Origin of the sequence: Paramuribaculum intestinale (assembly GCF_030759015.1) — a bacterium.
GTDB classification, from domain to species: domain Bacteria; phylum Bacteroidota; class Bacteroidia; order Bacteroidales; family Muribaculaceae; genus Paramuribaculum; species Paramuribaculum intestinale.
In genome coordinates this window covers 987,353-1,012,746 of record NZ_CP098825.1, presented here as the reverse complement: position 1 = coordinate 1,012,746, position 25,394 = coordinate 987,353, and the positions used below count along the sequence as shown (strand labels likewise).

The following is a 25,394-nucleotide window of genomic DNA, read 5'->3' as shown; positions in this document are numbered from 1 at the left end:
CAATGATTCGTAAATTACTTATCGCGGCTTTGGCTCTCATCCCCTCTTTTGGAGCCATTGCCCAGACTGAAATCGCCAAAGGCGATGTGAACCTTATGGTAGTGTCAGACCTCGGACGTAATGGTCACTATGACCAGAAGCCTGTTGCCGCGACGATGGGCAGAATTGCAGAACAAATAGGACCCGATGCTATTCTTGCTCTTGGCGACACACATCACTACGGCGGAGTGGAGAGTGTGACAGACCCCTTGTGGATGACCAACTATGAGCTTATCTACGACCACCCGGAGCTTATGGTGAACTGGTATCCTATCTGCGGCAACCATGAATATCGCGGCAACACTCAGGCGGTTATCGACTATTCCGGCATATCCCGCCGTTGGGAGATGCCTGCGAGATATTACGCCAAGACCTTTGAAGATGACGGGACAACTGTCAAGGTGATATTTCTCGACACCACTCCTTTGATTGACAAATACAGGAAAAAGACCGACACATATCCCGATGCTGTGAATCAGGATACCGAAGCCCAGTTGCAATGGCTCGAAAAGACTTTGACTGAGGCGACGGAAGACTGGATCGTTGTGGTCGGTCATCATCCCATCTATGCCTATACCGATAAGTCGGAATCTGAGCGAACTGATATGCAGAAGAAAGTCGATACAATTCTACGTAAGCACAATGTAGATATGTATATCTGCGGTCATATTCACAATTATCAGCACATCCGCCGCCCAGATTCAAAAATCGACTATGTGGTCAATACATCCGGCTCCCTCACGAGGACTCCGCAAAAAATTGATGGCACTGTTTTCTGCAATGATTCTCCCGGATTTTCAGTCCTAACCGCCGATAAAAATAATCTCAGACTGAATATGCTTGATAAGGATGGCAAAACGGTCCATATAGTAAACCGCACCAAATAACACATGACTTATGTGATATTCTGACAAATAACTACAAAAAATCAGATACGTTTCATGCTCTTTCATGGAACGTATCTGACTGTTTAAGTAGCTACTAAAAACTAATGTACATATGTTGGGACGGTTTTTGCATAATACCAAGGTAAGATACAGCTATGAGAATCACAGAAGTAAAACTTACCAAGAAACAACGTGTGGAGTTGGAATACATAGAGCACTTCGACTCCAGGCCGTTTATGCAGAAACGAAGCCGTATAATATTGGACAAAGCCGACGGCATGCCCTCAAAGAAGATAGCGGAAAGGCTGTCGTGCTCGGAACACAAGGTCAACCGCTGGGTCAGACGGTATCTCGACAGGATGTGGCCAAACCGACCCGACAGTACAAAGCCCGCCTTATGTATAATAACCGCACTGTACTCGATGGGGCGGCAAATATTACGCAGATCACCAATCACAGTGTGAAATTGCAACTGCTCGGACAGCTTGCCATGCATAATAGCAATGACAAAGAGGACAGAGTGTATATCGATGAGCTTGATTTGGGTAATTTTGCTATGGATCTGGCACCGGAGGTCTACGGCAAGACGGCCACAGGACCGGCGTTTGCCTACGGCCGCACTGACGGCCGCAATACGCTTGGCGTGGACTCCTGGGCTAACGATCCCAACAAACCGATACAGTTTTACCCCTGCCGCAACACAAGTGTTGATGCGGTGGCTAACGACTGGGCGGCAGAGGTCAATGCGGCCGGTACCGGCCTTATGATATCGTGGATCCCTTGCAAGTGGCGTGAGGGACTATGTCGGCCGCAGCGGCAACCCAGTGGCGTAACGATCGACGCAATACTATTTTCAGATGCCGGGATGGCCGTCATTATGTTTTTTTGCTGATAACGATGGCTCCCCTGCTTTTCGTCGAGTCGACATGTATGCGCCACGCATCGTCAAGGAGTCGAGCAATGAGGTCGACATCGAACTGAAATTTGTGCCCTGCGCCATTGCAGAGCATGACTTCCGCGCTTTTAAGCATGTCTCGGGCAACCGGCATCCGGGCGCCGCAGCTTATACCCCTGACACCTTATTTACAGGATGGATATACGAGCATCCGGACAGGACGGACACTCTCGATCTTGCTGATAATTCCGACGCAGATTTCATTCTGGAGGATGTGATCATGGGCGATGATACTGTAGCCACAGACAGCGACAAAAAACCGGACGTAATATATATGGCGCTAACACCGTTGGCGTGGAATCCCATAAAGATTATTGTCGACAAAGTGGAAAGGTTAATAAACTGGCCGCGGCCGAGTATGGCATGGGGTGACAGGGCTGTGGATGGGACATTTGCCAATCTCGATGACCGCATGAGTCTGGCGTTAAACAGGGTGGATGACGAGACCAATTTGCACACCGTCACAATCGGAAGCAATGGAGACCAGGAGGTTGTCATTGACACCCTGCAGAGGTATTGCATTAAGTTCGTGGATGTCAAAGTACCGGAGGTCGACTCTATATTTTTGCTGCACAACCAAAAATATGTGTGCCAAAAAATCGAATGCGACCTACCCGCAAACGGGGGCGATATGCTGATAACCGGCTACTTTTACCGCATCAGGCTATAGCACGCCCCGAAATGCTATGACCTCCTCGTGAACTGGCTGATCACGCCCCTGAAGATATCGGTTGGTGGTCGAGATGTCAGTGTGCCGGGCTTGATCGCGCGCAACTACAATACCTGCGGAGTTGGCAAGATCCCGGATCCCGGAATCTTTGAGCGAGTAAAACTGATAACATGGCGACCATCCGAGCGTAGAGCGCAGTTTGCACCATTCGCGCGAGAACAGATTTTTGTCTCCGATAGTTGCAGAGGGTCTTAATCCTGGTCCAAAAATGTACATGCCGCCGGGATAGTCAAACAGACCGAGGTCGAGCATCAGGGTCAGGATCTCGCGATTGATGGCAACGTTGGCGTCGCGCTTGTTTTTCGAGATCTCACCACTGACGAAGATCTGCATGTCTTTAACGCTGATATCGTTGATGCGGATATGGCGCAGCTCACCGGGCCGAATGAAAGTGTAATACTCCATACGGCAAGCGAGGAGCATCCACTTGTCGTGCTCCGACAAGTAATCGTTAAGACGCCTCAACATCGACTTGGTCAACGGCTGGCGTTTTTTTGCCGAAACCGTCAGATTTTTGATAGGATCCACAGGGTTTGACTGGATGAAATTCCTGTCGACGAAAAAAGTAAACAGCGATGAAAGGAAGCCGCGGTAATTATTTCTGGTTCGCGCTGTCACACCTTGTTTTAGGTACAGTTTATCGAGGTATGTAACCAACATCGACGTGGTGATTTGCCTGACCTCCCTCGAACGCCGCGACAAGCTGTCAAGATATGCCTCAAAAAGTTTTAGGAAACTGAGGTTAGTTTTGATCGATTTCTCTTTTTGTTGTCGCTGCACATGCTCTTTGTAGAGGGCAAACGCATCTTTTAATAGGATCGGTGCTTCTTTTTGCTCGACAATCTGCCACGGAGTCCATCCTGTCCTCAACAAATTGACGATACTGACGATTAACTCTGTTGCGTATTGGTGACGCTGAATTTTGCTTTTTATGGTATTAAGATTGTACTTTTTTCGGCGCATCTGACCTGTGGCCGGATCGAGCGCATAAAAATCAACATACCATGATTTGCCGGTATGGAGCTTCGGATATGTATATCCGAGAGGATAGGACTGAGATAACAATTTTAATGCTTCAAAATGACACATTTTTTTTAGACATTTCTTGCGGAAACATCAAACATGACACATGTAGCGATATAATTTACTGTCCCGATTTCGTCCCAGTAAAAAGGGGAAATCTCCTTAAGCGTTGGCTTAAAGAGATTTAGGACAATTTTGTGGCGGGAACAGGACTCGAACCTGTGACCTTTGGGTTATGAGCCCAACGAGCTACCACTGCTCCATCCCGCGATGTTGTTGTTTTGTGAGTGCAAAGGTATGAAGTTATTCGACAACCACCAAATATATTCATAAAAATCTTGTGTTAATATATATTAAATCATTAATTCTCATCCATATAAACCAAGCATTTGCATTTTGATCGAAGTTTTTAGGTTGAAATCAAGGATAAATGCATATTTTTGCGACATAATACGACACAAACAACCCTGCGGGACTCCCCCGCGACAATCAGATGAACATTCTCACCAGATTCACGCTGCAGTATGCAGCATCAATACTGCTTGCCGTCTCAGCCACCGGATGCTTCACAGGCATAGAGAGCACACCCAAAATCACGGCAAACGAAAAAGATCTTGCCAAGATCAGTGGCGGCGAAAGCAATCTGCTTTCCGATATAAAGGGTGAACCGATAGAAGAGTGGAAACCGGGCAAACGGCTGTATGTCACCGACAACAAGGCATTGATGCTGTTTGGCGAGGAGAATAATTCCGGCTCACTGCAGGGTGAATATCTGATATATGACGGTGTGGAGAAAGTGCTCACCATCACGGGTCAGGAGGTAGCCGAATTCAGATTCCACACCGCCGACGGACGCAAGATGCGCTATCGCAGCGGGCACTCTCCGGAAGAGATCAGCCGTATCGGTTCGGTTGCCATTCCGCTGACGATCGAGGAGACGATAGTCGATGAGGTGAGACGTCGCCTCAAGGGGTCGACATTCTATATCATGACCTCACTGTGGTATGACATGAACGAGCATTCGTTCAACGGCAGAAAGTTCATCCCTGTCAAGATACTCGACGTGAAGGAGGGAAACACGATATATCCTGTCAGACTGCTGATCGACGACGGCAACGGCTACAGGTTTCAGCTATTTATGTCGGTCGGCGACACGCGCAAAGCTCCCCGCAGCTTCGCGTCGCTGCTGTCGGAAACCGATCCGAGGCTGAAATATCCCGACACACCCGACGCTGTCTGGAACAATATCATCAATGGCCGGGTGGCGATAGACATGACGCGCGACCAATGCCGGCTGGCGATCGGGTCGCCCGCAGAAATCAAACGACGCACCGACAACAATTACCTCATAGAGATATGGTCCTATGAGAATGGCCATTATCTGATGTTTAAGGACGGCATACTGAGTGCCTACAGATGACCGACTGGAAACTGACGTTTCTCGGCACCGGCACTTCTACAGGTGTGCCGCAGATCGGATGCCGATGCGGAGTGTGCTGTTCTGCCGATCCACGCGACCACCGTCTGCGCACTTCGGCTCTGCTCGAAGCCAATGGATACAATCTGCTGCTCGACTGCGGCCCCGACTTCAGGCAGCAGATGCTACGCTGCGGATCCCCACGCATTGACGCCGTGGCCATCACCCACAGCCATTACGACCACACCGGCGGACTCGACGACCTGCGTCCGTATGCCTACGGCGACAGCCCGCTGCCCATACACTGCAGCAAGGATGTGGCTCACGACATCACCCAACGACTCCCCTACTGCTTCGGCATGACCGACTATCCCGGGGTGCCGCGGCTTCGCACATCGGTATTCCGGCCATACACGACGTTCAGATCCGGACCGCTCGACATCATGCCGCTCGACATAGACCACGGACGGATGATGATCAGCGGATTCCGCATCGGTCCCGTCACATACATCACCGACTGCCACACGATGCCGCCTGCCACACTCGACGCCATCAAAGGCACGGAAACGCTGGTGATAAACGCACTGCGCATCGATCCACACCCCACACACATGAACCTCCAGCAGGCTATCGACGTTATTAATGCAGTAAGACCACAAAAGGCCTATCTGATCCACATGAGCCACCATTTCGGACTCCATGCCGATATGGCTCCGACGCTTCCGCAGGGGATAGAGATAGCCTACGACGGCCTTCAGATCACTGCGACAACAACTCAAACCTGCATAGAACTATGAAAGTAACGTATTTGGACAACAGCGGATTTGCCATCGAGCTCGACAAGGCGATCCTCGTGTTTGACTACAGCAACGATCCCTCACACTCTCTCCACAAGATACTCGACCGCAACCCTCTGCTCCCTGTAGTGTTTCTGGTCAGCCACAATCATGAGGGACACTACAACACCGGAATCTATGAAATGGCTCAGAACCACACACGGTATTATGTGATCTCGAATGATGTTCCCGCCAAGGAGATACCATCCACGCTCGACGTGGCCGGAGTGAGCGCCGGCGACACTATCGACACCCTGCCCGACGGCATCACCGTAAAAGCATATCCGGCCACGTGCAAAGGAGTCAGCTTCATGGTGACTACAAAGTATGGCATGAATATATTCCATGGAGGCGATCTGAGCACGCTCCAGATACACCACTGCCACAAAGATGACGCGAAAAAACACCACGACCCACAGGTGGAATTCGAAAAAGCACTCAACCGCATCGCTTCCGAAAACCAGAGTGTGACCGTTGCCATGATAGCCGTTGATCCGCGGGCTGGCGAAGGCTATACCGACGCGGCAAGCCGGTTTATGGAAAAAATAGATGTCAGCCACTTCTTCCCCATGCACTTCGAGGGACGACACGATGAGGCGTGCGACTTCATCTACGTGCCGAGCTCCACCACCCGCAACCACTGCCTGAAGTCGCCGGGCGATTCGGTCATGATCGAGTGAATGCCATCACATCCGCATCTTGATGCGGAAACAATCACAGCCCCGGTATCGGATTTCGTGAGTCCGACGCCGGGGCTTTTAACTACATTACGCAACATATACCCCCCCACTTTTTTTGCCTGCTCGGACAGCAAAAAGACAGACGGAATGTCATCCGACATTCCGTCTGCAAATGTGATAATATTGCTCTCTTCAATTACAATTTGCTATTTGCAATAAATGTTTCTTCTTATGATTTGGTATAGATTGCTTTTTATTATCTAAGCGATCCGCTTTGATGTTTCATTAAATTTACGATGCAAATTTAAGTCGCACATACTACACCGGTCTTACAATTATATTACATTGTTGTTACAATAACACTATTGTATCTTTTTAACATTTCAAGGTGCTAAAGTAACTATTCAGCGAATCGAACACAATCAGCTCGGTCAGCAACAATTTTAGAATAATTCTCTGAGTATCATCAAAATAATAGTGGTTTTGTTTGTGTATGTCAGATAAAATTGCTATCTTTGTATCTGTGAAACAACAGGTTAACGACATAAATTCAACTTTGGCAGGGCTATTGTCTGAGCTGAAGGAGTTACGGGGAACTATTGATTCCCTGTATGCCGAAAATCGGTCGCTTAACCGAAATATAGATAAACTACTTAAGGAAAACCTTGAGCTACGCAAGCGGCTGGAGAAGTATGAACAGCTGCCGAAGAACTCCGGCAACAGCAGTACTCCGCCATCGAAAGAACCGATAAAGGCTGAGGTGGAACGCAGAACGAAATCATTGCGGAAGAAATCAGAAAGACCTGTCGGCGGTCAATCCGGGCATGAAGGAACGACACGCAAAAAGGTGGAGATGCCTGACGAAATCCAGGAAGTGTCATCCCGATATTGCAGTGAGTGCGGGCGCGATTTGTCGGGTGTTGAAGGTGAGCTTGATTATGTCAGCCAAGAGATAGACATGCCTCAGATACAGCCAATCTATCGTGAACGCAGATTTTATAAAAAGGTCTGTAGCTGCGGATGTTGCAATCGTGATTATGCACCGCGCCGCAGAGGCGGCAATGCGATTGTATTCGGCAAAAACATACGTGCCATTGCGACCTATCTGAGTGTGGTGCAATGCATGCCTTACGAACGGTTGCAGTCGCTGTTTGAGACAATGTTCAATGTCAGAATCAGTCAGGGAACGCTGGCCAATATCGTCCGTGAGATGCTTGAAAGATCCCGTCCTGCCATTGCCTTGATAGAACGTATGATAAAGGCATCCGCAGTAGTGGGCTTCGATGAATCGGGATGTTACACCAATGGGAAACTCAACTGGTCATGGATTGCGCAGACAACGTATCTGACTCTAGTGTTCCGTGGAGCCGGCCGTGGCGCCAAGGTCCTTGAGGAGCGCTTCGGCGACTCACTGAAGAATATGGTCGCGGTGACAGACCGCCACAGCGCGTACTTCGCCATTGACTTCCTCAACAATCAGATATGTCTGGCTCATCTGCTGAGGAATCTCGAATATCTCAATGATATAGACAAGAAACAGACTTGGGCAAAAGATGTGCAGACACTGTTGCGGGAAGCCATACACCTGAGGAATGAGAACCCCGATGAGGTAATCCCTAAAAACAGTTGGCTGACGAGGCTGGATGAGTTACTCAAAAAGAACCTTGACAGTCTGCGCAAAGAGTTTAATGAGTTGAAACGGGGAATAATCAGATGTCGGGATTACATATTCAACTTCCTTGAGAATCCGGCCATACCATCTGACAACAACGCATCGGAACGAGGAATCCGAAAACTCAAGGTCAAGCAGAAAATATCCGGATGCTTCCGTTCAGAAACCGGTGCCGATGCCTTTCATGCGCTACATTCTATCGCAGACACAGCATGGAAGAACGGGCAATCCCCTCTCGATGCTATATTGGCGCTCGTCTAAACTGACGGGCTATATCTTCGCATCCTTTGTTTTCGCTGAATAGTTACGTGCTAAATTTATTTTTTTAAAAAAACTTAAACCTAACACATTGACTATATTTGTGTTTTAATAAAAAAATGATACAACCGTAAAACTATGTCTACCCACGTTTCAATAAAAAAACTTCTGATCCTGTTAGCTGCGACACTTATGATGCTGCCGGCCATATCTGCCAGCGACAACCATAACTTCGACACCAATATATGTCTGCCGCAGGAAAAGTGTATCTCCACTTTGACAACACAAGCTACTATCATGGCGACAAAATATGGTTCAAAGCATACGTAGTCTTAGCTCCTACCCACGGAATGACGCCATTGAGTCAGACACTATATGTGGAGTTGCTGAACCCCGGTGGCAAAGTCATCGAAAAAAAGACACTCCGCATTACCAACGGCCAGTGTCACGGTGACTTCACTCTCAGTCAACTTCCGTTCTACTCCGGCTACTACGAAGTCAGAGCCTACACGAAATACATGCTGAACTTCGATGACGACGTAGTGTTTTCGCGTGTTTTTCCGATTTTCGACCGTCCGGCAAAAGATGGCGACTACACCGACCGCCGCATAATGAAAAACAGCGGCGTCAAATATGGAACGGAGCGCCCTGCCGTCAAAAAGCCAAAGAAACTCGACGTACGCTTCTACCCCGAGGGTGGCTACATTATTGCCGGGATCCCATGCAGAATCGCTTTTGAAGCGCTCGGACGCAATGGCTCTGTCGACGACTGCAGCGGTATAGTCGTAGAAAGACAGTCAGATGCCGTCGTGGCAAACATGACACCCACAGCCGACGGCAGAGGCGTTTTCACCCTGTTGGCCGCAGAAGGAAAATCATATCAGGCCAAGATAGATCATGATGGCAAGACATACACATTCGATCTGCCGACAGCAAAAAAAGGCGGAATCGGCCTGAGCCTGGACAACACCTCTTCTCCCGATACCGCAGTAGTGACAATCCGCAGACGCTATGACCGCAACGCGCCGTCAATAGGCGTGATATTCAGTTCTCGCGGATATGTATATTCTGCGGGAGACATTGTACTCGACTCGGTATCAGTGTTGAAGATCAACAAGAGCCAGGTACCCTCCGGAGTATCGACAATCACACTCACTGACGCCGACGGACATACTATTGCCGACAGAATGTTTTTTGTTGACAATAGCGATTATGCCACAATCGCCGTCGAAAGCGACAAGCCGTCATATCAGCCGATGGAAAAAGTCGGCATGCAACTGACGGCTACCGACCGGCACGGAAATCCGGTAGCCACCACCCTATCGGTAGCTGTCACCGATGCCGACAATGCGGTAGAAAGCTATTCCGACATACTTTCAGGTCTATTGCTTATGTCGGATATTAAAGGGTATATTGCCAATCCGTCAAGATTCTTCTCCCCTTCCAATCCCGATCGGCAGACACAGCTCGACCTTCTGATGATGACACAGGGATGGCGACGCTACAAGTGGTCCGAATCCAAGGAAAAAGCATTGGCTGACATCAAGTATCCCCCGGAGAGAGGGATCGGAGTCGAAGGCCAGATCGTATCATTTGTCAAAAAGAAACCCAAGCCGGGCGTAAAACTCACGGCCGCATTGCTTGAAAGAGAAAAACACGAAGGCGACACCACACGACTGTCGATGGTCAGATCTATCGAATCAGACAGCTGCGGACAGTTTGCTTTCGCCTGCGACATCACCGGAACATGGGATCTGATCATGTGGTCGGAAGAGAATGGCAAAAAGAAAGACCACCGCATCATTTTCGACCGTAAATACGCTCCGACACCGAGAGCATACCGTCAGGAAGAGCAGAATCTGGTGATTTCCGGCGACGACAGCATTGCCGACAACCTGCAAGCAGATACCGGACAGACCGAAGACGATGATCAGCCGGAGGATCCGGTGAGATCAGAAACGCCCGACGGAGAAAGGCTGCTGAGCCTTGACGAAATCGTTGTCAAGGGTAAACGCAATTCCAGAGAAGCCGACATACTGCGAAACCGCTCAAAGTCGGTGGCATATTACGACATGGGCCGGGAACTCGACGACATAGCCGATGACGGCAAATATATCGGACAGGATCTGCTCGCGGCATTGCTCAACATCAATCCCAACTTCCGACGGCAGATAATGCCATCGGGAGAAGAGGAAATTCTTTACAAGGGAAAAAAGACGCTTTTTGTCATCAACTACGAACGATCATATTTCACCGACTCGGTCCGTTACCGCAATATTTATCTCGAATCGATCAAATCGATCTATATCAACGAAGAGAGTGCCATAAAACTCAAGTATGCCGATCCGATCCTTTCGATTATGGATATTGACCGCTACGGATGCGTGGTGTTCATCGAAACCGATCCTGCCGTACCCGTACCGCCGGGCACACGGCGGACCGTGATCGACGGCTATGCCGTTCCGGCAGAATTTTATCATCCCGACTACTCTGTGATGCCTGAAGAAAATGACTACCGGCGCACGCTATACTGGAATCCCGATCTTGCGACCGACGCCGACGGCAAGGCAAGGCAAAGATCGAATTCTACAACAATGCCACTTGCCGTAATATGTCGGTCGACGCACAGGGAATCACGGCCGATGGCGTGATATCGACATCGGCCGTCAGGTAGCCCCGATTGATCAGGCCGGCCACTCTCCGGCCATCTACAACCTATGAAGCTTATATGATACGGGTTAGATATAGCTGATTTTTACCCCACGCTTCTCATTATCCTTCCAGCGATCGATATCAGCCTGGCTTATTCTTGGCAGTTCGATGCATTGATTTATATAGTCGCCGCCTTCTGTAGGCTTGTAGACACCATTGGCCTCAAACATCTCCGGCGTGTCAAACTTTGCGGCCGAAGCATCAAGAAATTCATCTTTTGTCACCTCCATGTAGCCGGCATCAGTCTTCACAAAGTAGGTGTTGACATAGCTGATGGTGCGGGGGCAGGCCACCGCTACGACCGTGGTGTGCTGTGCGATATCTTCGTAGAGCGTATCGGAAATCTTGTCGTAGAGAAACGACACTGTCATACCCATTAGATTCTCACCATGCTGCTTGAATGCATCTTTATATACGCCGGGGAGATTGGATATTGTCCAAAGGTGGTCTTTCCGAGCGCATGTCACGGAATAAGGATCATTCTGGCGATAGCGTACAAAGTCGGTTTCATAGCCATCCTTACACCATTCTTCACCCGGTTCCCGCCGATTATACGGTATGAATACATGCGGCATATCAAGAATTCTCTCTACCTTGACAGGATCTGTGATTCTGTTGCCTTTGGCATCAAGGCATATATGTTCGAGATACGTAATGGCAGAGTATGGATATAGCTGCTCTTCGCCACGCGGATCCAATGCGGGGTAATGCACGCTGTAATAAAACATCGACTGACTATAATACCGCTCATCACCTTTTGAGTGGATACGGGTAGTGTAGAGTGGCACCTTGGGGCCGTTCGACGACAACATCATCTGCCCAAGAGGTGATTGCTTGCTCTGATCAGGACCTATATAGCCCATTTCAAGTTCATAAAGTGTTTTGTAAAGCCATTCGGGTATCTCAGTCTGACCTCTCGACCCCACCGGCTCATCACCCTCCGAAGAGCAACTCCATGCTGTCATGACTGCCAATGCGCATGCCAAAACCGCGGCAAATAATTTAACTGTTTTCATAATCATAATTAACTGTAAGTATTCAAATTTACGTGATAGTGACTTTTTCCGAATTAATTAACATCAAAACAAGCATCGCTTCATAATGACTCCGATAACGACAACAAAGATCAGTACTGAATTCTTCATGGGATATTGTTTATTGATATTTTGTTTTGGAATAGTCAAGCAGACGATACGATGTGACACTTGGCAAATTTATAATTTTTTTTAGTTAAAAACAATAGCAATACTAAAAAATACATATCCAATTGACACGGCTCTTTCATTTAAGATTTCGTCTCATTCTCGACAAATGTGTTATTTTATAGCGAGAGCAGTACGGGCGGAGAGGCTTTAACCTCTGATTTTCAAGAAAATAAGTGTAATGAAAATTTGGCCAAGTGGCAGATTTTTAGTAACTTTATAGGTGATAATCAAAGAGTTACGCCAAAAATGAAGCCACTTGACCAAGTCTGTTCGACTGACGCCTATGCGCCTGATCATACCGCAAAAGTACACAATAAATTTGACACAAGGCGCAGTATCATGGAAGAACTTCGAGCGTTTGCCTCATCCGTGCCGGATTTCCGTAGATTGGACAAAGGCAATTTCCGTCACAGCCTCAACGATATCATCATGCTGATGATACTCGGACGTATGGCCGGATGCATCGGACGAGCCGAGATATTGGAGTTCGGCAGATACAACCTCAACAAATTACACAAAATGGGCCTGTTAAGGAACGGCGTACCATCTGAGGCCACGCTTTGCCGTGTGGAGAACGGCATCAACGATATGGATATGGCCGACAGGATGCAGCAGTTCGCAGACATATTCCTTGAAAGACTTACTTGCGCCAGCCGCATCATTGAAATAATCTGCATTGACGGCAAAGCCGAGCGCGGCACCGTTCAGGAAAACGGGCGAAGCCCGGATATCGTCTCTGCCTATTCGTTCAGCACCGGCATAACAATCGCCACCGAAGCCTGTCAGGAAAAGAGCAACGAGATAAAGGCCATACCGATACTTCTTGATAAAATAGATGTCGCAGGAAAGATTGTCACAGCCGACGCAATGTCTATGCAGAAGGATATTGTCGAGAAAATCAGAAAGAAAGGCGGAGACTTTCTGATAGAACTCAAAGCCAACCAGCCGTCATTGCGATACGGCATTGAGGACAGGCTAGTGGAACACACACCGGTATATTCTTACACCGAAGGTCCCGAACTGGCCCACGGCAGGATAGAGACGAGAACCTACCGCGTATATGACGGACTGGACATTATCGCAGACAAGAAGAAATGGGGCGGAAACATGACCATCATAGAGTATGAATCGTCCACAGTCAAAAAGTCAACAGGAGTACACACCTCAGAAAAACGCCTGTACGTCAGCAGTATGCCTACGCATACTCCGAAGCCAGGAATCTTCGTGCGCAACCATTGGTCAATAGAAAGTATGCATTGGGGGCTGGACTACAATCTTCAGCAGGACAATATAAAACGCAAGTCAACAAGAGCCGCCAGAAACCTCGATACCATACAAAGAATAGTTTACTCGGTGTTCTCAATATGGAAAGGACTTCGCAAGAAACAATCGGATAAGAATAAAGGCATGGCCGAACTGATCAGACATATCTCGATGAGCTTTACCAGACTGATGCGATTTTTAAGTCAAAAGTAAAAAAAATAAAATTTTGATACCAGAATAACTCTTTGATATACAGACATGGAAAAATTACCCGATTCTCAATGAACCGGGTAAGGGAAGATATGCTATTTATTTTAGGTTAAATGAAAGAGCCGTGATCCAATTGATCACAACCATTCACAACACTATTCTCAGCTGGTTAATCATCATTCAATCAACAATTAATCACAGCCCCACACAGCCGCGCCAGTTATCATAATCGGCGATGTCGCTTTTTTTCGTATTTTTGTTGTCGGTATTGCGAGTTACCTATCACAAAAGAAATCGACAACACATGAAATTTATCTGCACCGGCGACTGGCATCTCGGCAACATGTTTCACGGCATAGACCGCCTCGACGAACACCGCCATTTCCTTGACTGGATGGTCGAACATATCGAACAGCTGCGTCCTGACGCGCTGCTCATAGCGGGCGACGTGTTTGACAGCGGCAACCCGTCGGCAGCGTCACAGAAAGCCTACTATGGCTTTTTAGCACGGCTATCATCGCTCGGCCACAGGATGAAAGTGATTGTCACAGCAGGCAACCACGACTCGGCCCAGCGGCTCGAAGCCCCGCGCCCTCTGCTCAGCTGCCTGCAGGTGGAGATCAGAGGCAATGTCAGACACTTATGGAGCACCGACGCCGACGGGACACCACACCGCACAGTGGACTACGACGACATGATAATACCGGTCGACGGGGCTGACGGCATCGAAGCTGTTGTGCTCGCCGTGCCGTATCTGCGCAGCGACGCCATCAGCGGCGAGAGCTATTCCGAAGGCGTCAGCAACTTCATGAGCACACTAATCAACAGAGCCAAGGCTCTCTATCCCCACCGCCGGAGAGTGATGATGGCTCATCTTTATGCTACCGGCGCGGAGATTGCGGCCGACGATGCGAGCGAACGAATCATAGTGGGAGGCGCCGAACAGGTCACCCTCCGTGGCATGAACGACCATCCCGACTATCTCACATGCGGTCACATACATAAACGCCAGCATATACACGACACCGACTGGGCACGCTACAGCGGCAGCGTGCTGCCCATGTCGTTTGCCGAAAAGTCATATACCCACGGCGTGGATCTGGTGGATATCGGACCGGACGGACTGCGCGACGTCAAGCAACTACGCTACACGCCACAGCATCCGCTCACCGTGATTCCCGACGACAACGAACCGGCAGATCTGACCATCAACCGGCTGTGCAGACTCATCGACGAACGCCTGCCGCCGCTCACCGCTGAGTCGGCCGATGAAAATGCCGTGTATGTAGCGCTCCGCGTCACCCACGGGAAAATCAGTGCCGATGACATAGCCGTCGCCGAAAAGCATATAGCCAAGCGCAATGCGATACTTTGTAAAATCCAGAAGATCATGCCTCCGCCCGACATCGACACCGAGCGCGAAAGCATCAATCCCGCCACCATCGACGACATACTCAACCTTGATCCTGTCGAAGTGCTTGCCAAAGCATTCGCGCTCAAGCATGGCACTCCCCTGTCGGAACGCCAGCGCGAGATGCTGTCAGAAATCACCGCCAATGCCAAAAACGACACCGAGCTATGAAATTCATCAGACTTGAAATCAAAAATCTCGCATCGCTTGACCGACCCGAAGGAGAAGTGATCGAATTTGAAAAAGGTCCGTTGGCCGGCAGCACCATTTTCAGCATTGTCGGGCCGACAGGGAGCGGCAAATCCACCATCCTCGATGCCATCTGCCTGGCTCTTTTCAACCGCACACCACGCTATCCAAGAGCAAAGAACGACCGAAACCAGTCAATCGAGATATATGGAGCCAAAGACAAGGACGAGAACGCACGCCTCGCACCAACCGACAGCCGCAACATACTCACCCGAGGCAAACGCGAAGGCTACAGCCGGCTTACATTTCTGGCTAACGACGGCACACTCTGGAGGGCCGAATGGACTGTGAGAAAAAACCGCATACGTTTCGAACAAGCACAGCGCTCGCTATACAGAATCACCGTAAAACCCGACGGCACCACTGTAGAGGAACCGGCCGACAGCAACAGCATCCCGACCATCATAGGGCTTGACTACGATCAGTTTCTGCGCACGGTGGTGCTCGCTCAGGGATCGTTTGCCAACTTCCTGACCGCCAAGGAGGACGAGCGATACATGCTGCTCGAAAAACTCGTCGGGTGCGATACCATGTATTCACGCATATCCGATGAGATAACCCAGCGCAAGAAAACCGCCTTGACAAATCTCGACAGCATCAATGCCCGCCTGAGCATACACGCATCCAACGATCTCACGGATGAAGAACTGGAACAACTTCAGCAGTCGGTCAACCGCCTCAAAGAAGAGGCTGACAAAAACAGCCAAGCCATAGAGACGACAAAGAAACAGCTCGAATGGTATGACACCGACCGGCATCTTGACCGCGACACACTAAGGCTTCAGCAAGAATTGGACGCTGCACTACGACGCATGGAGGCGCTCAAGCCGACAGAAGAGCGTCTGCAGCTCCATGACCTAACTACCGAAGCTGTCAAAACCTACGAAGTGGCGCTCCACCACCGTAAAAGTCTCGCAAACGCACAAAGCCTTGCGGAACGCCTCGCCCACGACATCGAAGCCGAAGAGAAAGAGCGCGAAAAAGCCAAAGAGCATCTTGAATCATCGACCCGGAAAATGGAATCGGCAGAACAGGATCTGTCGGATCGGACTCCACGAATAAACCGCGCCAGAGTCATCACCGGCGAGTTGTCGATCAGTCGAAGCAATCTGAAGGAGCGGCTGAAGTATGCTGCCGACGCATCGCAGCAAGTGACCGCCGCCAAAGAAGCCATTGACGATAACAATGCTCGGCTCAAATCTCTCACGATGTCGATGGAACAGGCCGAAAGCGCACGACGTAAACTCAGAGAGATGATCGAAGCCAACAACGACCGACTCACAAAAGAACTGTCGGAGATCGACTCCCGACTGTCGGCAGCCACCGCAAAACTAAAAACCGCCGATATCGCCGGACTCCAGAAGACCGCAGCCGACGCGCAAGGCGACATAAATATGCTAAAAGAGGGTATCGCCAACCGGCTGCGTAAGGAACAGACTGACGCCACACTGCTCGATGACCGGAAAAGACATAAAGAGCTGACCGGACGGATGACCGAAATAAACAGTGAGCTGAACCGACTGACGCCACAGATAGAACAGGCCGAAAAATCAACGGCAACGCTACGCGACGACATCACACTGCTGAGAAGCGCTGACCTCCAGCATCAGCGGTCGCGCCTGGAGGATGGAAAGGCCTGTCCGCTCTGCGGCTCAACACACCATCCATACGCCGAACACAATGCACTCTCCCCGGTGATCGACCATCTTTCGGCGGAGCTTGACGCACGACAGATGTCGCTTGAGAGGCTTCGCGAACGCTTTGGAATACTCGGCAACGAATCGGGCCGCATCGAAGGAGAAACCCTGCAGCTCGAAAAGCGGATCGCCGAAAACCTCCGCATTTTCGAACAGATACAAGGCCAATGGGATGTCATCGTATCCCAAAAACCGGCATGGCCCGACACCTCAGCCTCACTGACCGCCATGCTAAGCAGCCATGAAAAGGCGTTGGCTGAAGCCGACCGACAGCTATCGGACTACAACTTATTGCGACAGCTTGCCGACCGGCTGCATGCGGAGAAAGACCGCACAACGGCCGCCATCATGGCACACAGAGCCAAAGCCGAGTCAGACACTGCGAAATCCGACGAAGAGTGCTATCGGCTCAACACAGAGATACAGACCGCCACCGAACGATCAGCATCGCTACAGACATCGCTTGCCGAAAAAAACATGCAATATGACGCAGCACGCAAGGAGGTGGAAAAAGTGAAGTCGGAAATCACAGCTACCGAAGCCAGAATCCGCGAAGAGATAGGAGATTCAGATCCTGAAGTGCTGTATCGGAACCTTGTCAAAGCTGTGGAAGAAGCCAAAAACGAAGTGAGCGCACGCACTGCCACACTCAATGAAAAGCTGACGAAGATAGAGCTTGCAAAAGGAGGCCTGACCCAGACCCGAAATCAGATTTCGGCCGAGAGCGAAAGCATAGCCACCGCCGAACAAAAACTTGACACGATAATCGCAGGCCTTAACGACAACGACAGCATCACCGGCAAAATCGACCGGAAAACCATCGACGAAATCAGCCGATGGGATGACGATTGGGAAAAATGTCGGCGCGAAACAGGCCTATGCCGTCAGACCGTTACAGCAGCGCAAGCCACCCTTGCCGAAAAACGCAACGACAAAAACCGACACCTGTTGCTTAAACCTGAAACCGACGAAAATAGCCTACAGGAACAGCTTGACCGACTTTCGGCCTACAGCACCGACGAGCTTGACCGCACCAGACTCAGGATACAGAGCTGTATGGAAGCACGACGACAAATGGGCGACATGGCTGACGAGCTACGCCGGGCACGAGAAAATGCTTCAGACTGGACACAGATCTCCGAAGCGATAGGCGGCGACGGGAAAACCCTGCGCAAAATAGCCCAGACCTATACGCTGAGATTCCTGATAGCACACGCCAACGAGGAGATCCGACGGTTTAACCGGCGCTACGAACTGATGCAGGTAAAGGACTCGCTCGGCATAAGAGTGATAGACCATGACAGAGCCGACGACATCCGCGACACCACGTCGCTGTCGGGAGGCGAAACATTCATTGTCAGCCTCGGACTGGCGCTCGGACTCTCAGCTCTGTCGTCGCACGGCGTGTCGCTGGCCAATCTGTTTATCGACGAAGGATTCGGCACCCTCGATCCCGACTCGCTGGCCACTGTGATCGACGCCCTCGCACGCCTCCAAAGCTCACGCGGAAAAAAGGTAGGCGTCATAAGCCACACCGACACGATGAGCGAACGCATCACAACCCAGATAAGGATAGTCAGAAACGGCAACTCGGGATCATCGCATCTTGAATTCCATCCCTGACACCAATCACACGGATGACAATCACTTCTTGTTGCACTTTCCGGAAAGCGGGCACCCCCCGCAAGCGGAATCGCAACACGATGACGAATCCGAATCACAGCATGAGCCACGCTTGTTGCGCACACGTCGTATGACCCAGACCACACAGACAACCAGTATGGCCACGACAGCCACAAGCTGAAGCGTATCGTTAAGATTCATAACCCGACTTAAAATTAGTTGATATTATCAAACTCATCAGCAACCCGTGTTTTGCGAGTCACTTATCAGTTCAATAACAATTCAGGTAGCAATCGACTGAACTCCATCTCGAAGTTTGGCGTCAATTCTCCTAAGCCGAGTGAACCACGGATTTCGTCGACCGTCCAGAATCTTATCTCGGAGATCTCCACCGGGTCAGGACATGCCTTGAAATCATCGGCATCAACCCTCAGGAAGAATGTATTGACATATTCACGCTCACGCTGCGACTGAAAAACGTAATGAGTCACTTCCACAGCTGCCGACGCGTCAATACCCAGCTCCTCGCGCGACTCACGCATTAGAGCGTCACGCACGCTTTCGCCATAATCGACGTGCCCGCCTACAGCCGTGTCCCACCGCCCAGGCTGTATATCCTTGTCGGGCGAACGACGTTGCAACAGGATGCGCCCGTGGCGGTCAATCACATGAAGATGCACAACAGGATGTAGTTTCATTGAACCGGAATGACATTCGCCACGGGTAGCCGAACCTATGACATCGCCATTCTCATCGACGACAGGGAACAATTCATCATTCATTTCTTGAACTTTTTCTTGATCGACTGATTAAGTTTGGCCGGAGTGAGATCGGCCGCATACTCCTCAAAATTTAGCCTTAACGTGCATCCCTCACTATAACGGCTACATCCGTAGGCCGTACGTCCCTTGATGATATGCCCTGTGCCGCATATCGGACATGCTATGGCTTCAAGCGACTTTACAGCCGGCGCACGCTTACGCGGCGCCTTGGGTGCCGCATCATCGGACGATCCGTTTTTTTTCGAATCGGAGGGCGCGTCGGCCACATGAATCCGCCGCTGTGAATTGTCGCGCATCACATTGCCGACAATCTCGCTGATCATGGCCTTCAGCTCGTCGATGAACTCACGCGCCGAATAGTCGCCACGCTCTATGCGTCGCAGCTTGTTTTCCCATATACCGGTCAGCTGCGCGCTTTTGAGAAGCGGCTCATTGATCGTGTCGATGAGATCCATGCCGGCCTGTGTCGGCACTATATTCTTACGCTGTCGCATTATATAACCACGCTTGAACAAGGTCTCGATTATCGCCGCACGCGTCGACGGACGTCCGATGCCATTTTCCTTCATGGCCTCGCGCAGCGCCTCGTCTTCGACCGTTTTTCCGGCCGACTCCATAGCTCTCAGCAGTGTTCCCTCCGTGTACTGTTTCGGAGGCTGAGTGGTCTTTTTCTGAAGCTGCGGATCATGGGGGCCGCTTTCACCCACCACAAACGGAGGCAACACCTTTGAATCTTCCGAAGCATCAGCGTCGGACGCCGGCTCGGCATCGTCTTTTCCGGCATAGACCTCGCGCCATCCGGCCGACGTGATTACCTTGCCGGTAGCCTTGAATCCCTGTCCGTCAATATCGGCCGTGACTGTAGTGGTAGAGAATGTACAGTCGGGATAAAATGCCGATATAAACCTAAGCGCTATCAGGTGGTAGAGCTTACGCTCATTGCCTACAAGCACCGCAGGCGACTCTCCGGTGGGAATTATGGCATGGTGGTCGGTGACTTTCGAATTATCGAACACTTTCTTGCTCTTGGGCAACTTGCCGGCGAGCGGCCGGGCTGTCAGAGCCGCATAAGGGGTCATCCGGCGCAATATATCCGGAATCTTGGGATATATGTCGTCACTCAGATAGGTGGTGTCGACACGGGGATATGTAGTCACTTTTTTCTCGTAGAGCGACTGTATGAGCGTGAGGGTCTCGTCGGCGGACCATCCCCACTTTTTGTTGGTTTCGACCTGCAGCGATGTGAGGTCGAACAAACGTGGCGGAGCCTCACGTCCGGCCTTTTCCTTGACATCCGTCACTGTGAGGGGATGTCCCTTGATGGCCTCCACAGCCGCCTGTGCCTCTGATTCAGACGTAAACTTGCCATGAAGCGAACTGAAATTTGCGGTACGGTAGATCGTGTGCAGTTCCCAATAGTCCTCAGGCTTGAAATCAACGATCTCACGATGACGCGCCACTATCAGGGCGAGCGTGGGGGTCTGCACGCGTCCGATCGACAGCACCTTGCCCGGACTGGAATACTTAAGCGAATAGAGGCGTGTGGCGTTCATGCCGAGTATCCAGTCGCCAATGGCTCTGGACAGCCCCGCGTAATAAAGATTGTCGAAATCGGCCGACGGCCGGAGTTTGCTGAAACCCTCGCGTATGGCATCGTCGGTCAGCGACGATATCCACAGACGCCTGACCGGGCATTTCAGTCCGGCCTTCTGCATGACCCACCGCTGTATCAGCTCTCCCTCCTGGCCGGCATCACCGCAGTTGATCACCTCGTCGGCATCCTTCACCAGCGAATCTATGACGTCGAACTGCTGGTGATAGCGCTGTTCGGGCAGAAGTTTTATTCCGAACCTTGCCGGAAGCATCGGCAACACCGACAACGCCCATCTCCGCCAGCCCTCAGTATAATCGTGAGGCTCCTTGAGGCAGCACAGATGACCGATAGTCCATGTCACACGGTAACCGTTGCCCTCGAAATATCCGTCGCGACGGTCATTTGCTCCGAGTATAGCAGCGATATCGCGCGCCACACTCGGTTTCTCTGTAATGCATACTTTCACTTCCGTGTGGATTTGCCAACCTTCACAACCCACGTGGTCACGCCACGCGGACCTGCAGCGTAAACTCTGACTACCGATCCGGGCTTCATCGGAGGCAGATCTATCTCGACTGGTATCAGCCCGTCATCCTCCCACTGAAACCATCGCTTGAAATCTACTCCGTCAATATCGGATGCATCCTTCTCGACACCGTTGACCGACACGTAGATACGGTCTATCCGGTCTGAAGTGTGAGGACGTCCCTGAAGCTGGCCATAAAGCCGGGCAAGGTCGGAGCGAAAGTCGATGCTGTCAGCAAGAAGAGTCAGATTGCCTGTAGATGATGCCGAGCAGCGGCGCACATTGCGGCCTGCTGCCATCAAGACCACGGCCGCAACCATCATGGCCGATATCACAACACGCTTCATCACGACTCGCGTTTTTTGGCATCGTCCCACAGCGCATCCATCTCTTCGAGAGTCATCGAATCGACTGACCGGCCGGCTTTCTTGGCCGTCTGCTCTATGTGGTTGAAGCGACTGATAAACTTGCGGTTGGCACACTCCAACGCGTTTTCAGGATTAATTCCAAGCTTTCGCGCGAGATTGACGAGACTGAACATCACATCGCCAAACTCCTTTTCCATCGCCTCTTTATCGGCCTTGTCGACCTCGGCGCGTAACTCACCGATCTCCTCACTGACCTTGTCCCAGCACCCCTGGTTGTCGGGCCAGTCAAATCCGACGTTGGCAGCCTTTTCCTGTATACGGTATGCTTTGATCAGAGCCGGGAGCGCCTGCGGCACGCCCGACAGCACGCTTCGGTTGCCATCCTTTTCGCGGAGTTTGAGTTTTTCCCAATTTTCCGACACCTGCGAGGCATCGTCGGCCTGTACATTGCCGAAAACATGTGGATGACGGTAAATCAGCTTCTGATTGAGCGAATCGGCCACATCTGCCACATCGAACTGTCCCTTCTCCTCTGCGATCTTAGCATAGAACAGGATATGGAGCAACACATCGCCGAGCTCCTTGCGGATATTGGCTGTGTCATCATCCATCAGGGCCTGACAAAGCTCGTAGACCTCCTCTATGGTGTTGGAGCGGAGCGACGTATTGGTCTGCTTCCGGTCCCACGGACACTCAACACGCAGACGGTCGAGTGTATCAATAACACGCCCTATGGCTTCAGCCTTGAGTTGCGTAGATTTATTTTCCATCGGAATAATTCTTTATGCCACGTCCGAGCCATTCACCGAATTTCTCGACGTTTTCATCGTAGTAATATGGCTGCTCGATGACGTTGCCGTCATTGTCGAGCATCACATAATATGGCTGGCTGTTGGCGGCAAACTTGCTACGCTGCAGATAACTCCACTTGTCGCCGACGGTGACGAGCCGCACATCTTTGCCGTTTTCGTTTACTGTCACGGGTGTAGCGAGATCAGTCTTGTCATCGACCATAAGCTTGATAAGGACGAAGTTATCGCGGATTATACCTGAGATGACTTCGGTATCAAACACTGCTCCCTCCATCTTGCGGCAGTTGACACATCCGTATCCGGAGAAGTCAATGAGCACCGGACGACCGTTTTCAGCAGCATAACGCATTCCTTCGTCGTAATCGTCAAACTCCTTGAAATCGCCTCCGGCATAGAGGTTGAAATCCTGGGTATAGAGCGGCGGAACAAAAGCGCTGACACTCTTCAGCGGCGCTCCCCAAAGACCAGGGACGAGGTAAACCGCAAAACTCAGCGAAACAAGCGCCATGAAGAAACGCGGTATGCTGACATAATCTGAGGGCGAATCGTGTGAGAACTGCAGCTTGCCGAGAAGATACAATCCAAGAAGGATAAATATCACAACCCACAGCGACACGAACACCTCGCGGTCGAGGATGCCCCATCCATAGGCAAGATCAGCAACAGACAGGAACTTGAGCGACAGCGCGAGTTCGAGGAATCCGAGCACGACCTTTACAGAATTGAGCCATCCGCCCGAACGCGGCATCTCCTTGAGCCACGAAGGGAATATTGCAAAAAGAGTGAACGGTATGGCCAGCGCAAGAGCAAAAGCGCCCATACCAACAGCCGGGCCGGCGATATTGCCTACGGACGCAGCCTCTACAAGAAGAGTGCCTATAATCGGGCCTGTGCACGAGAATGACACGAGCACAAGCGTGAAAGCCATGAAGAATATGCTGATCAAACCTGTCGTGCGCTCCGCCTTGCTGTCGACACCATTGCTCCACTTTGAAGGAAGCTTTATGTCAAACGCCCCGAAGAATGAGATTGCAAACACAAGCAACAACAGGAAAAATGCCAGATTAAACACAGCATTCGTAGCCAGATCATTGAGTTTGCTTGCGCCGAATATCATAGTGATGGCCAGACCGAGTCCGAGATATATGACGATGATGCCGCCGCCATATATGAGGGCATCGCGTATCGACTTGGCTCTATTATTGTTTTTCTTCAGGAAGAAGCTTACGGTCAACGGTATCATCGGCCACACACATGGGGTAAGCAGAGCCACCAGACCACCGACGAATCCCCAGATGAAGATGTACCACCATGATGAATCGGCTATATTCTGACTGGTGGTTTCTCCGTTATCGGGAAACACGACCGGCTTCCACCAGTCGACGGCAGAGGATGAAGCCTCGGATGACGCCACCGATACTTCATTGTTTTGAGCCGGCTCAACTTCCGCGGCAGTTTCGCCCGCGAATCCTTCACTGACGACTTCGAACGGCTCGCGTGTGGGGGGAATACAACTTCCGTCGTTACATCCCTGAAAGGTGATGACGCCCGCAACAGCATATCCTTTGCTGCCGTCCTTCAGCCGGAATTTCTGACTGAGCACGACATCACCCTCCCACCAGTTGAGCTTAAGGTTGAAAGTCATATCGATCTTTTCGACCGGCGCCTGCGACGGGACAAGTTCACCGACAAGCTCCACACCTTCCATTCGGTCATAACTTACCGAGGTAGCCTTGGGTCCTCCGTCGGGAAGCGTTGTGCCGTAAAGATGCCATCCCGGCTCGATTGTGGCCGAATATCGTATTACACCCTCAGTGGGTGATGTCATTTCGGAGCTTACCTCCCACCTGACCGGGTTCAATATCTGTGCGCTCAACGACGAAAGGAGCGCTGACAGCACAATGGCTGCCATCAACATGATCTTTTTCATGACTTTTTAGGCACTGGTTTGTCAAATTTGAAATCTGAGGGGGGCGAGCATGTCTGATCGTTGCAGCCCATATAAGTAATCTTTCCGGCGATGCGTGCATCGGACGGATCTGTAACAGTAAACTTGCGACGTATCACGATATCGGAATCCCACCAATTCAGGTCGATGCCAAACATTTTGTCATGAACGGTCAGAGGTTCCCTGTCGGGTTTAAGCGGCGAAGTGAATTTCACCCCCTTGCTGGCTGCAAGGTCTATAACCGTAGGCTTCGGCCCACCTTGGGGCAATTGCATTCCATAAAGATGCCATCCAGGTTGCAGACGGGCCTTGAACACAGCCGTACCTTCGGTGGCCGACGTCATCCTGACAGTAACCTGCCAACGCACCGGTGCTTCGGGTGCCTGAGCCAATGCCACGAGTGACAGCATAAGCCCGAAAACCATAACAAACAGACGATTCATATCTTAAATTTAAGTATTTTCACTCAACTCATTGATTTTACAAGCCCAGAACAT

Annotated in this window: 21 protein-coding genes and 1 tRNA gene; 12 read left to right on the top strand and 10 right to left on the bottom strand. The window is 50.7% G+C overall.

Translation table 11 applies throughout. The annotated features are described in order from the left end of the window. Nucleotides 1-2: 2 nt before the first annotated feature. The 4 genes from NF347_RS04465 to NF347_RS04450 all read left to right on the top strand — a co-directional run bounded on the left by NF347_RS04465 (nt 3) and on the right by NF347_RS04450 (nt 2,551). Nucleotides 3-926, top strand: coding sequence for a metallophosphoesterase (locus NF347_RS04465; RefSeq protein ID WP_107036775.1), 924 nt, complete (start codon nt 3-5; stop codon nt 924-926). A gap of 155 nt (nt 927-1,081) precedes the next feature. After that, complete coding sequence (locus NF347_RS04460) at nt 1,082-1,390, top strand: helix-turn-helix domain-containing protein (RefSeq protein ID WP_107036776.1); 309 nt, start codon at nt 1,082-1,084, stop codon at nt 1,388-1,390. After that, nucleotides 1,387-1,818 (top strand): hypothetical protein, encoded by a 432-nt coding sequence (locus NF347_RS04455; protein WP_107036777.1) that lies wholly within the window; start codon nt 1,387-1,389, stop codon nt 1,816-1,818. The genes NF347_RS04460 and NF347_RS04455 overlap by 4 nt, the downstream gene beginning before the upstream one ends. A gap of 34 nt (nt 1,819-1,852) precedes the next feature. Continuing rightward, nucleotides 1,853-2,551 carry a hypothetical protein gene (locus NF347_RS04450; RefSeq protein WP_107036778.1) on the top strand — a complete coding sequence of 233 codons (699 nt, stop codon included), beginning with the start codon at nt 1,853-1,855 and terminating at the stop codon, nt 2,549-2,551. On the opposite strand, the gene NF347_RS04445 is transcribed toward NF347_RS04450, so the two are convergent. Continuing rightward, nucleotides 2,546-3,700, bottom strand: coding sequence for a tyrosine-type recombinase/integrase (locus NF347_RS04445; RefSeq protein ID WP_107681684.1), 1,155 nt, complete (start codon nt 3,698-3,700; stop codon nt 2,546-2,548). The two genes, NF347_RS04450 and NF347_RS04445, sit on opposite strands and share 6 nt — an antisense overlap. Nucleotides 3,701-3,832: 132 nt before the next feature. Beyond that, nucleotides 3,833-3,904: transfer RNA gene (locus NF347_RS04440), tRNA-Met, on the bottom strand. A 223-nt stretch (nt 3,905-4,127) separates the two neighbouring features. Between NF347_RS04440 and NF347_RS04435 the strand changes: the two genes are divergently transcribed. The 5 genes from NF347_RS04435 to NF347_RS04415 all read left to right on the top strand — a co-directional run bounded on the left by NF347_RS04435 (nt 4,128) and on the right by NF347_RS04415 (nt 11,148). Continuing rightward, a complete protein-coding gene (locus NF347_RS04435; RefSeq protein ID WP_107036780.1) occupies nt 4,128-5,054 on the top strand; it encodes a hypothetical protein in 927 nt (308 codons plus the stop codon). Continuing rightward, nucleotides 5,051-5,848 (top strand): MBL fold metallo-hydrolase, encoded by a 798-nt coding sequence (locus NF347_RS04430; protein WP_107036781.1) that lies wholly within the window; start codon nt 5,051-5,053, stop codon nt 5,846-5,848. The genes NF347_RS04435 and NF347_RS04430 overlap by 4 nt, the downstream gene beginning before the upstream one ends. Next, complete coding sequence (locus NF347_RS04425) at nt 5,845-6,567, top strand: MBL fold metallo-hydrolase (RefSeq protein WP_107036782.1); 723 nt, start codon at nt 5,845-5,847, stop codon at nt 6,565-6,567. The genes NF347_RS04430 and NF347_RS04425 overlap by 4 nt, the downstream gene beginning before the upstream one ends. Before the next feature lie 523 nt (nt 6,568-7,090). Beyond that, on the top strand, nt 7,091-8,500 hold the full coding sequence (tnpC, locus tag NF347_RS04420) for an IS66 family transposase (RefSeq protein WP_170067073.1): 1,410 nt from the start codon (nt 7,091-7,093) through the stop codon (nt 8,498-8,500). Between the two features lie 242 nt (nt 8,501-8,742). Next, a complete protein-coding gene (locus NF347_RS04415) occupies nt 8,743-11,148 on the top strand; it encodes a hypothetical protein (protein WP_107036783.1) in 2,406 nt (801 codons plus the stop codon). Nucleotides 11,149-11,235: 87 nt separating this feature from the next. Here NF347_RS04415 and NF347_RS04410 read toward each other — a convergent pair whose 3' ends face one another. Beyond that, the gene (locus NF347_RS04410; protein ID WP_107036784.1) at nt 11,236-12,174 is read right to left on the bottom strand and encodes a hypothetical protein; all 939 of its coding nucleotides are present in this window, start codon (nt 12,172-12,174) and stop codon (nt 11,236-11,238) included. A 579-nt stretch (nt 12,175-12,753) separates the two neighbouring features. On the opposite strand from NF347_RS04410, the gene NF347_RS04405 reads away from it, so the two are divergent. The 3 genes from NF347_RS04405 (at nt 12,754) to NF347_RS04395 (ending at nt 18,867) form a co-directional block, all read left to right on the top strand. After that, on the top strand, nt 12,754-13,890 hold the full coding sequence (locus NF347_RS04405; RefSeq protein WP_107681969.1) for an ISAs1 family transposase: 1,137 nt from the start codon (nt 12,754-12,756) through the stop codon (nt 13,888-13,890). 301 nt (nt 13,891-14,191) lie between these two features. Beyond that, the gene (locus tag NF347_RS04400) at nt 14,192-15,469 is read left to right on the top strand and encodes a metallophosphoesterase family protein (RefSeq protein ID WP_161553856.1); all 1,278 of its coding nucleotides are present in this window, start codon (nt 14,192-14,194) and stop codon (nt 15,467-15,469) included. Continuing rightward, nucleotides 15,466-18,867: an AAA family ATPase gene (locus NF347_RS04395; RefSeq protein ID WP_107036934.1), complete on the top strand. Its 3,402-nt coding sequence runs from the start codon at nt 15,466-15,468 to the stop codon at nt 18,865-18,867. Before NF347_RS04400 ends, NF347_RS04395 begins: the two co-directional genes overlap by 4 nt. 21 nt (nt 18,868-18,888) lie before the next feature. Here the strand turns inward: NF347_RS04395 and NF347_RS04390 are convergent, their stop codons facing one another. The 7 genes from NF347_RS04390 to NF347_RS04360 form a co-directional block, all read right to left on the bottom strand. Beyond that, entirely contained in the window at nt 18,889-19,068 is a 180-nt protein-coding gene (locus tag NF347_RS04390; RefSeq protein ID WP_128703353.1) for a hypothetical protein, read from the bottom strand. 65 nt (nt 19,069-19,133) lie between these two features. Beyond that, nucleotides 19,134-19,649 carry an NUDIX hydrolase gene (locus NF347_RS04385; protein WP_107681691.1) on the bottom strand — a complete coding sequence of 172 codons (516 nt, stop codon included), beginning with the start codon at nt 19,647-19,649 and terminating at the stop codon, nt 19,134-19,136. Next, a complete protein-coding gene (locus NF347_RS04380; RefSeq protein WP_107681692.1) occupies nt 19,646-21,709 on the bottom strand; it encodes a DNA topoisomerase 3 in 2,064 nt (687 codons plus the stop codon). The genes NF347_RS04385 and NF347_RS04380 overlap by 4 nt, the downstream gene beginning before the upstream one ends. After that, nucleotides 21,706-22,119: a hypothetical protein gene (locus NF347_RS04375; RefSeq protein ID WP_133165506.1), complete on the bottom strand. Its 414-nt coding sequence runs from the start codon at nt 22,117-22,119 to the stop codon at nt 21,706-21,708. Before NF347_RS04375 ends, NF347_RS04380 begins: the two co-directional genes overlap by 4 nt. Further along, nucleotides 22,116-22,907, bottom strand: coding sequence for a nucleoside triphosphate pyrophosphohydrolase (gene mazG, locus NF347_RS04370; protein WP_107036930.1), 792 nt, complete (start codon nt 22,905-22,907; stop codon nt 22,116-22,118). Before mazG ends, NF347_RS04375 begins: the two co-directional genes overlap by 4 nt. After that, a complete protein-coding gene (locus tag NF347_RS04365) occupies nt 22,897-24,879 on the bottom strand; it encodes a protein-disulfide reductase DsbD family protein (RefSeq protein WP_107036929.1) in 1,983 nt (660 codons plus the stop codon). Before NF347_RS04365 ends, mazG begins: the two co-directional genes overlap by 11 nt. After that, nucleotides 24,876-25,340: a protein-disulfide reductase DsbD domain-containing protein gene (locus NF347_RS04360; RefSeq protein WP_107036928.1), complete on the bottom strand. Its 465-nt coding sequence runs from the start codon at nt 25,338-25,340 to the stop codon at nt 24,876-24,878. Before NF347_RS04360 ends, NF347_RS04365 begins: the two co-directional genes overlap by 4 nt. Nucleotides 25,341-25,394: the final 54 nt, after the last annotated feature.

Coding starts and splice junctions, on each gene's coding strand:
- NF347_RS04415 (WP_107036783.1), top strand. CDS start 8,743: ATGTCTGCCGCAGGAAAAGTGTATCTCCACTTTGACAACACAAGCTAC.
- NF347_RS04435 (WP_107036780.1), top strand. CDS start 4,128: ATGAACATTCTCACCAGATTCACGCTGCAGTATGCAGCATCAATACTG.
- NF347_RS04450 (WP_107036778.1), top strand. CDS start 1,853: ATGTATGCGCCACGCATCGTCAAGGAGTCGAGCAATGAGGTCGACATC.
- NF347_RS04405 (WP_107681969.1), top strand. CDS start 12,754: ATGGAAGAACTTCGAGCGTTTGCCTCATCCGTGCCGGATTTCCGTAGA.
- NF347_RS04430 (WP_107036781.1), top strand. CDS start 5,051: ATGACCGACTGGAAACTGACGTTTCTCGGCACCGGCACTTCTACAGGT.
- NF347_RS04460 (WP_107036776.1), top strand. CDS start 1,082: ATGAGAATCACAGAAGTAAAACTTACCAAGAAACAACGTGTGGAGTTG.
- NF347_RS04425 (WP_107036782.1), top strand. CDS start 5,845: ATGAAAGTAACGTATTTGGACAACAGCGGATTTGCCATCGAGCTCGAC.
- NF347_RS04390 (WP_128703353.1), bottom strand. CDS start 19,068: ATGAATCTTAACGATACGCTTCAGCTTGTGGCTGTCGTGGCCATACTG.
- mazG (WP_107036930.1), bottom strand. CDS start 22,907: ATGGAAAATAAATCTACGCAACTCAAGGCTGAAGCCATAGGGCGTGTT.
- NF347_RS04410 (WP_107036784.1), bottom strand. CDS start 12,174: ATGACAGCATGGAGTTGCTCTTCGGAGGGTGATGAGCCGGTGGGGTCG.
- NF347_RS04400 (WP_161553856.1), top strand. CDS start 14,192: ATGAAATTTATCTGCACCGGCGACTGGCATCTCGGCAACATGTTTCAC.
- NF347_RS04465 (WP_107036775.1), top strand. CDS start 3: ATGATTCGTAAATTACTTATCGCGGCTTTGGCTCTCATCCCCTCTTTT.
- NF347_RS04445 (WP_107681684.1), bottom strand. CDS start 3,700: ATGTGTCATTTTGAAGCATTAAAATTGTTATCTCAGTCCTATCCTCTC.
- NF347_RS04395 (WP_107036934.1), top strand. CDS start 15,466: ATGAAATTCATCAGACTTGAAATCAAAAATCTCGCATCGCTTGACCGA.
- NF347_RS04385 (WP_107681691.1), bottom strand. CDS start 19,649: ATGAATGATGAATTGTTCCCTGTCGTCGATGAGAATGGCGATGTCATA.
- NF347_RS04360 (WP_107036928.1), bottom strand. CDS start 25,340: ATGAATCGTCTGTTTGTTATGGTTTTCGGGCTTATGCTGTCACTCGTG.
- NF347_RS04365 (WP_107036929.1), bottom strand. CDS start 24,879: ATGAAAAAGATCATGTTGATGGCAGCCATTGTGCTGTCAGCGCTCCTT.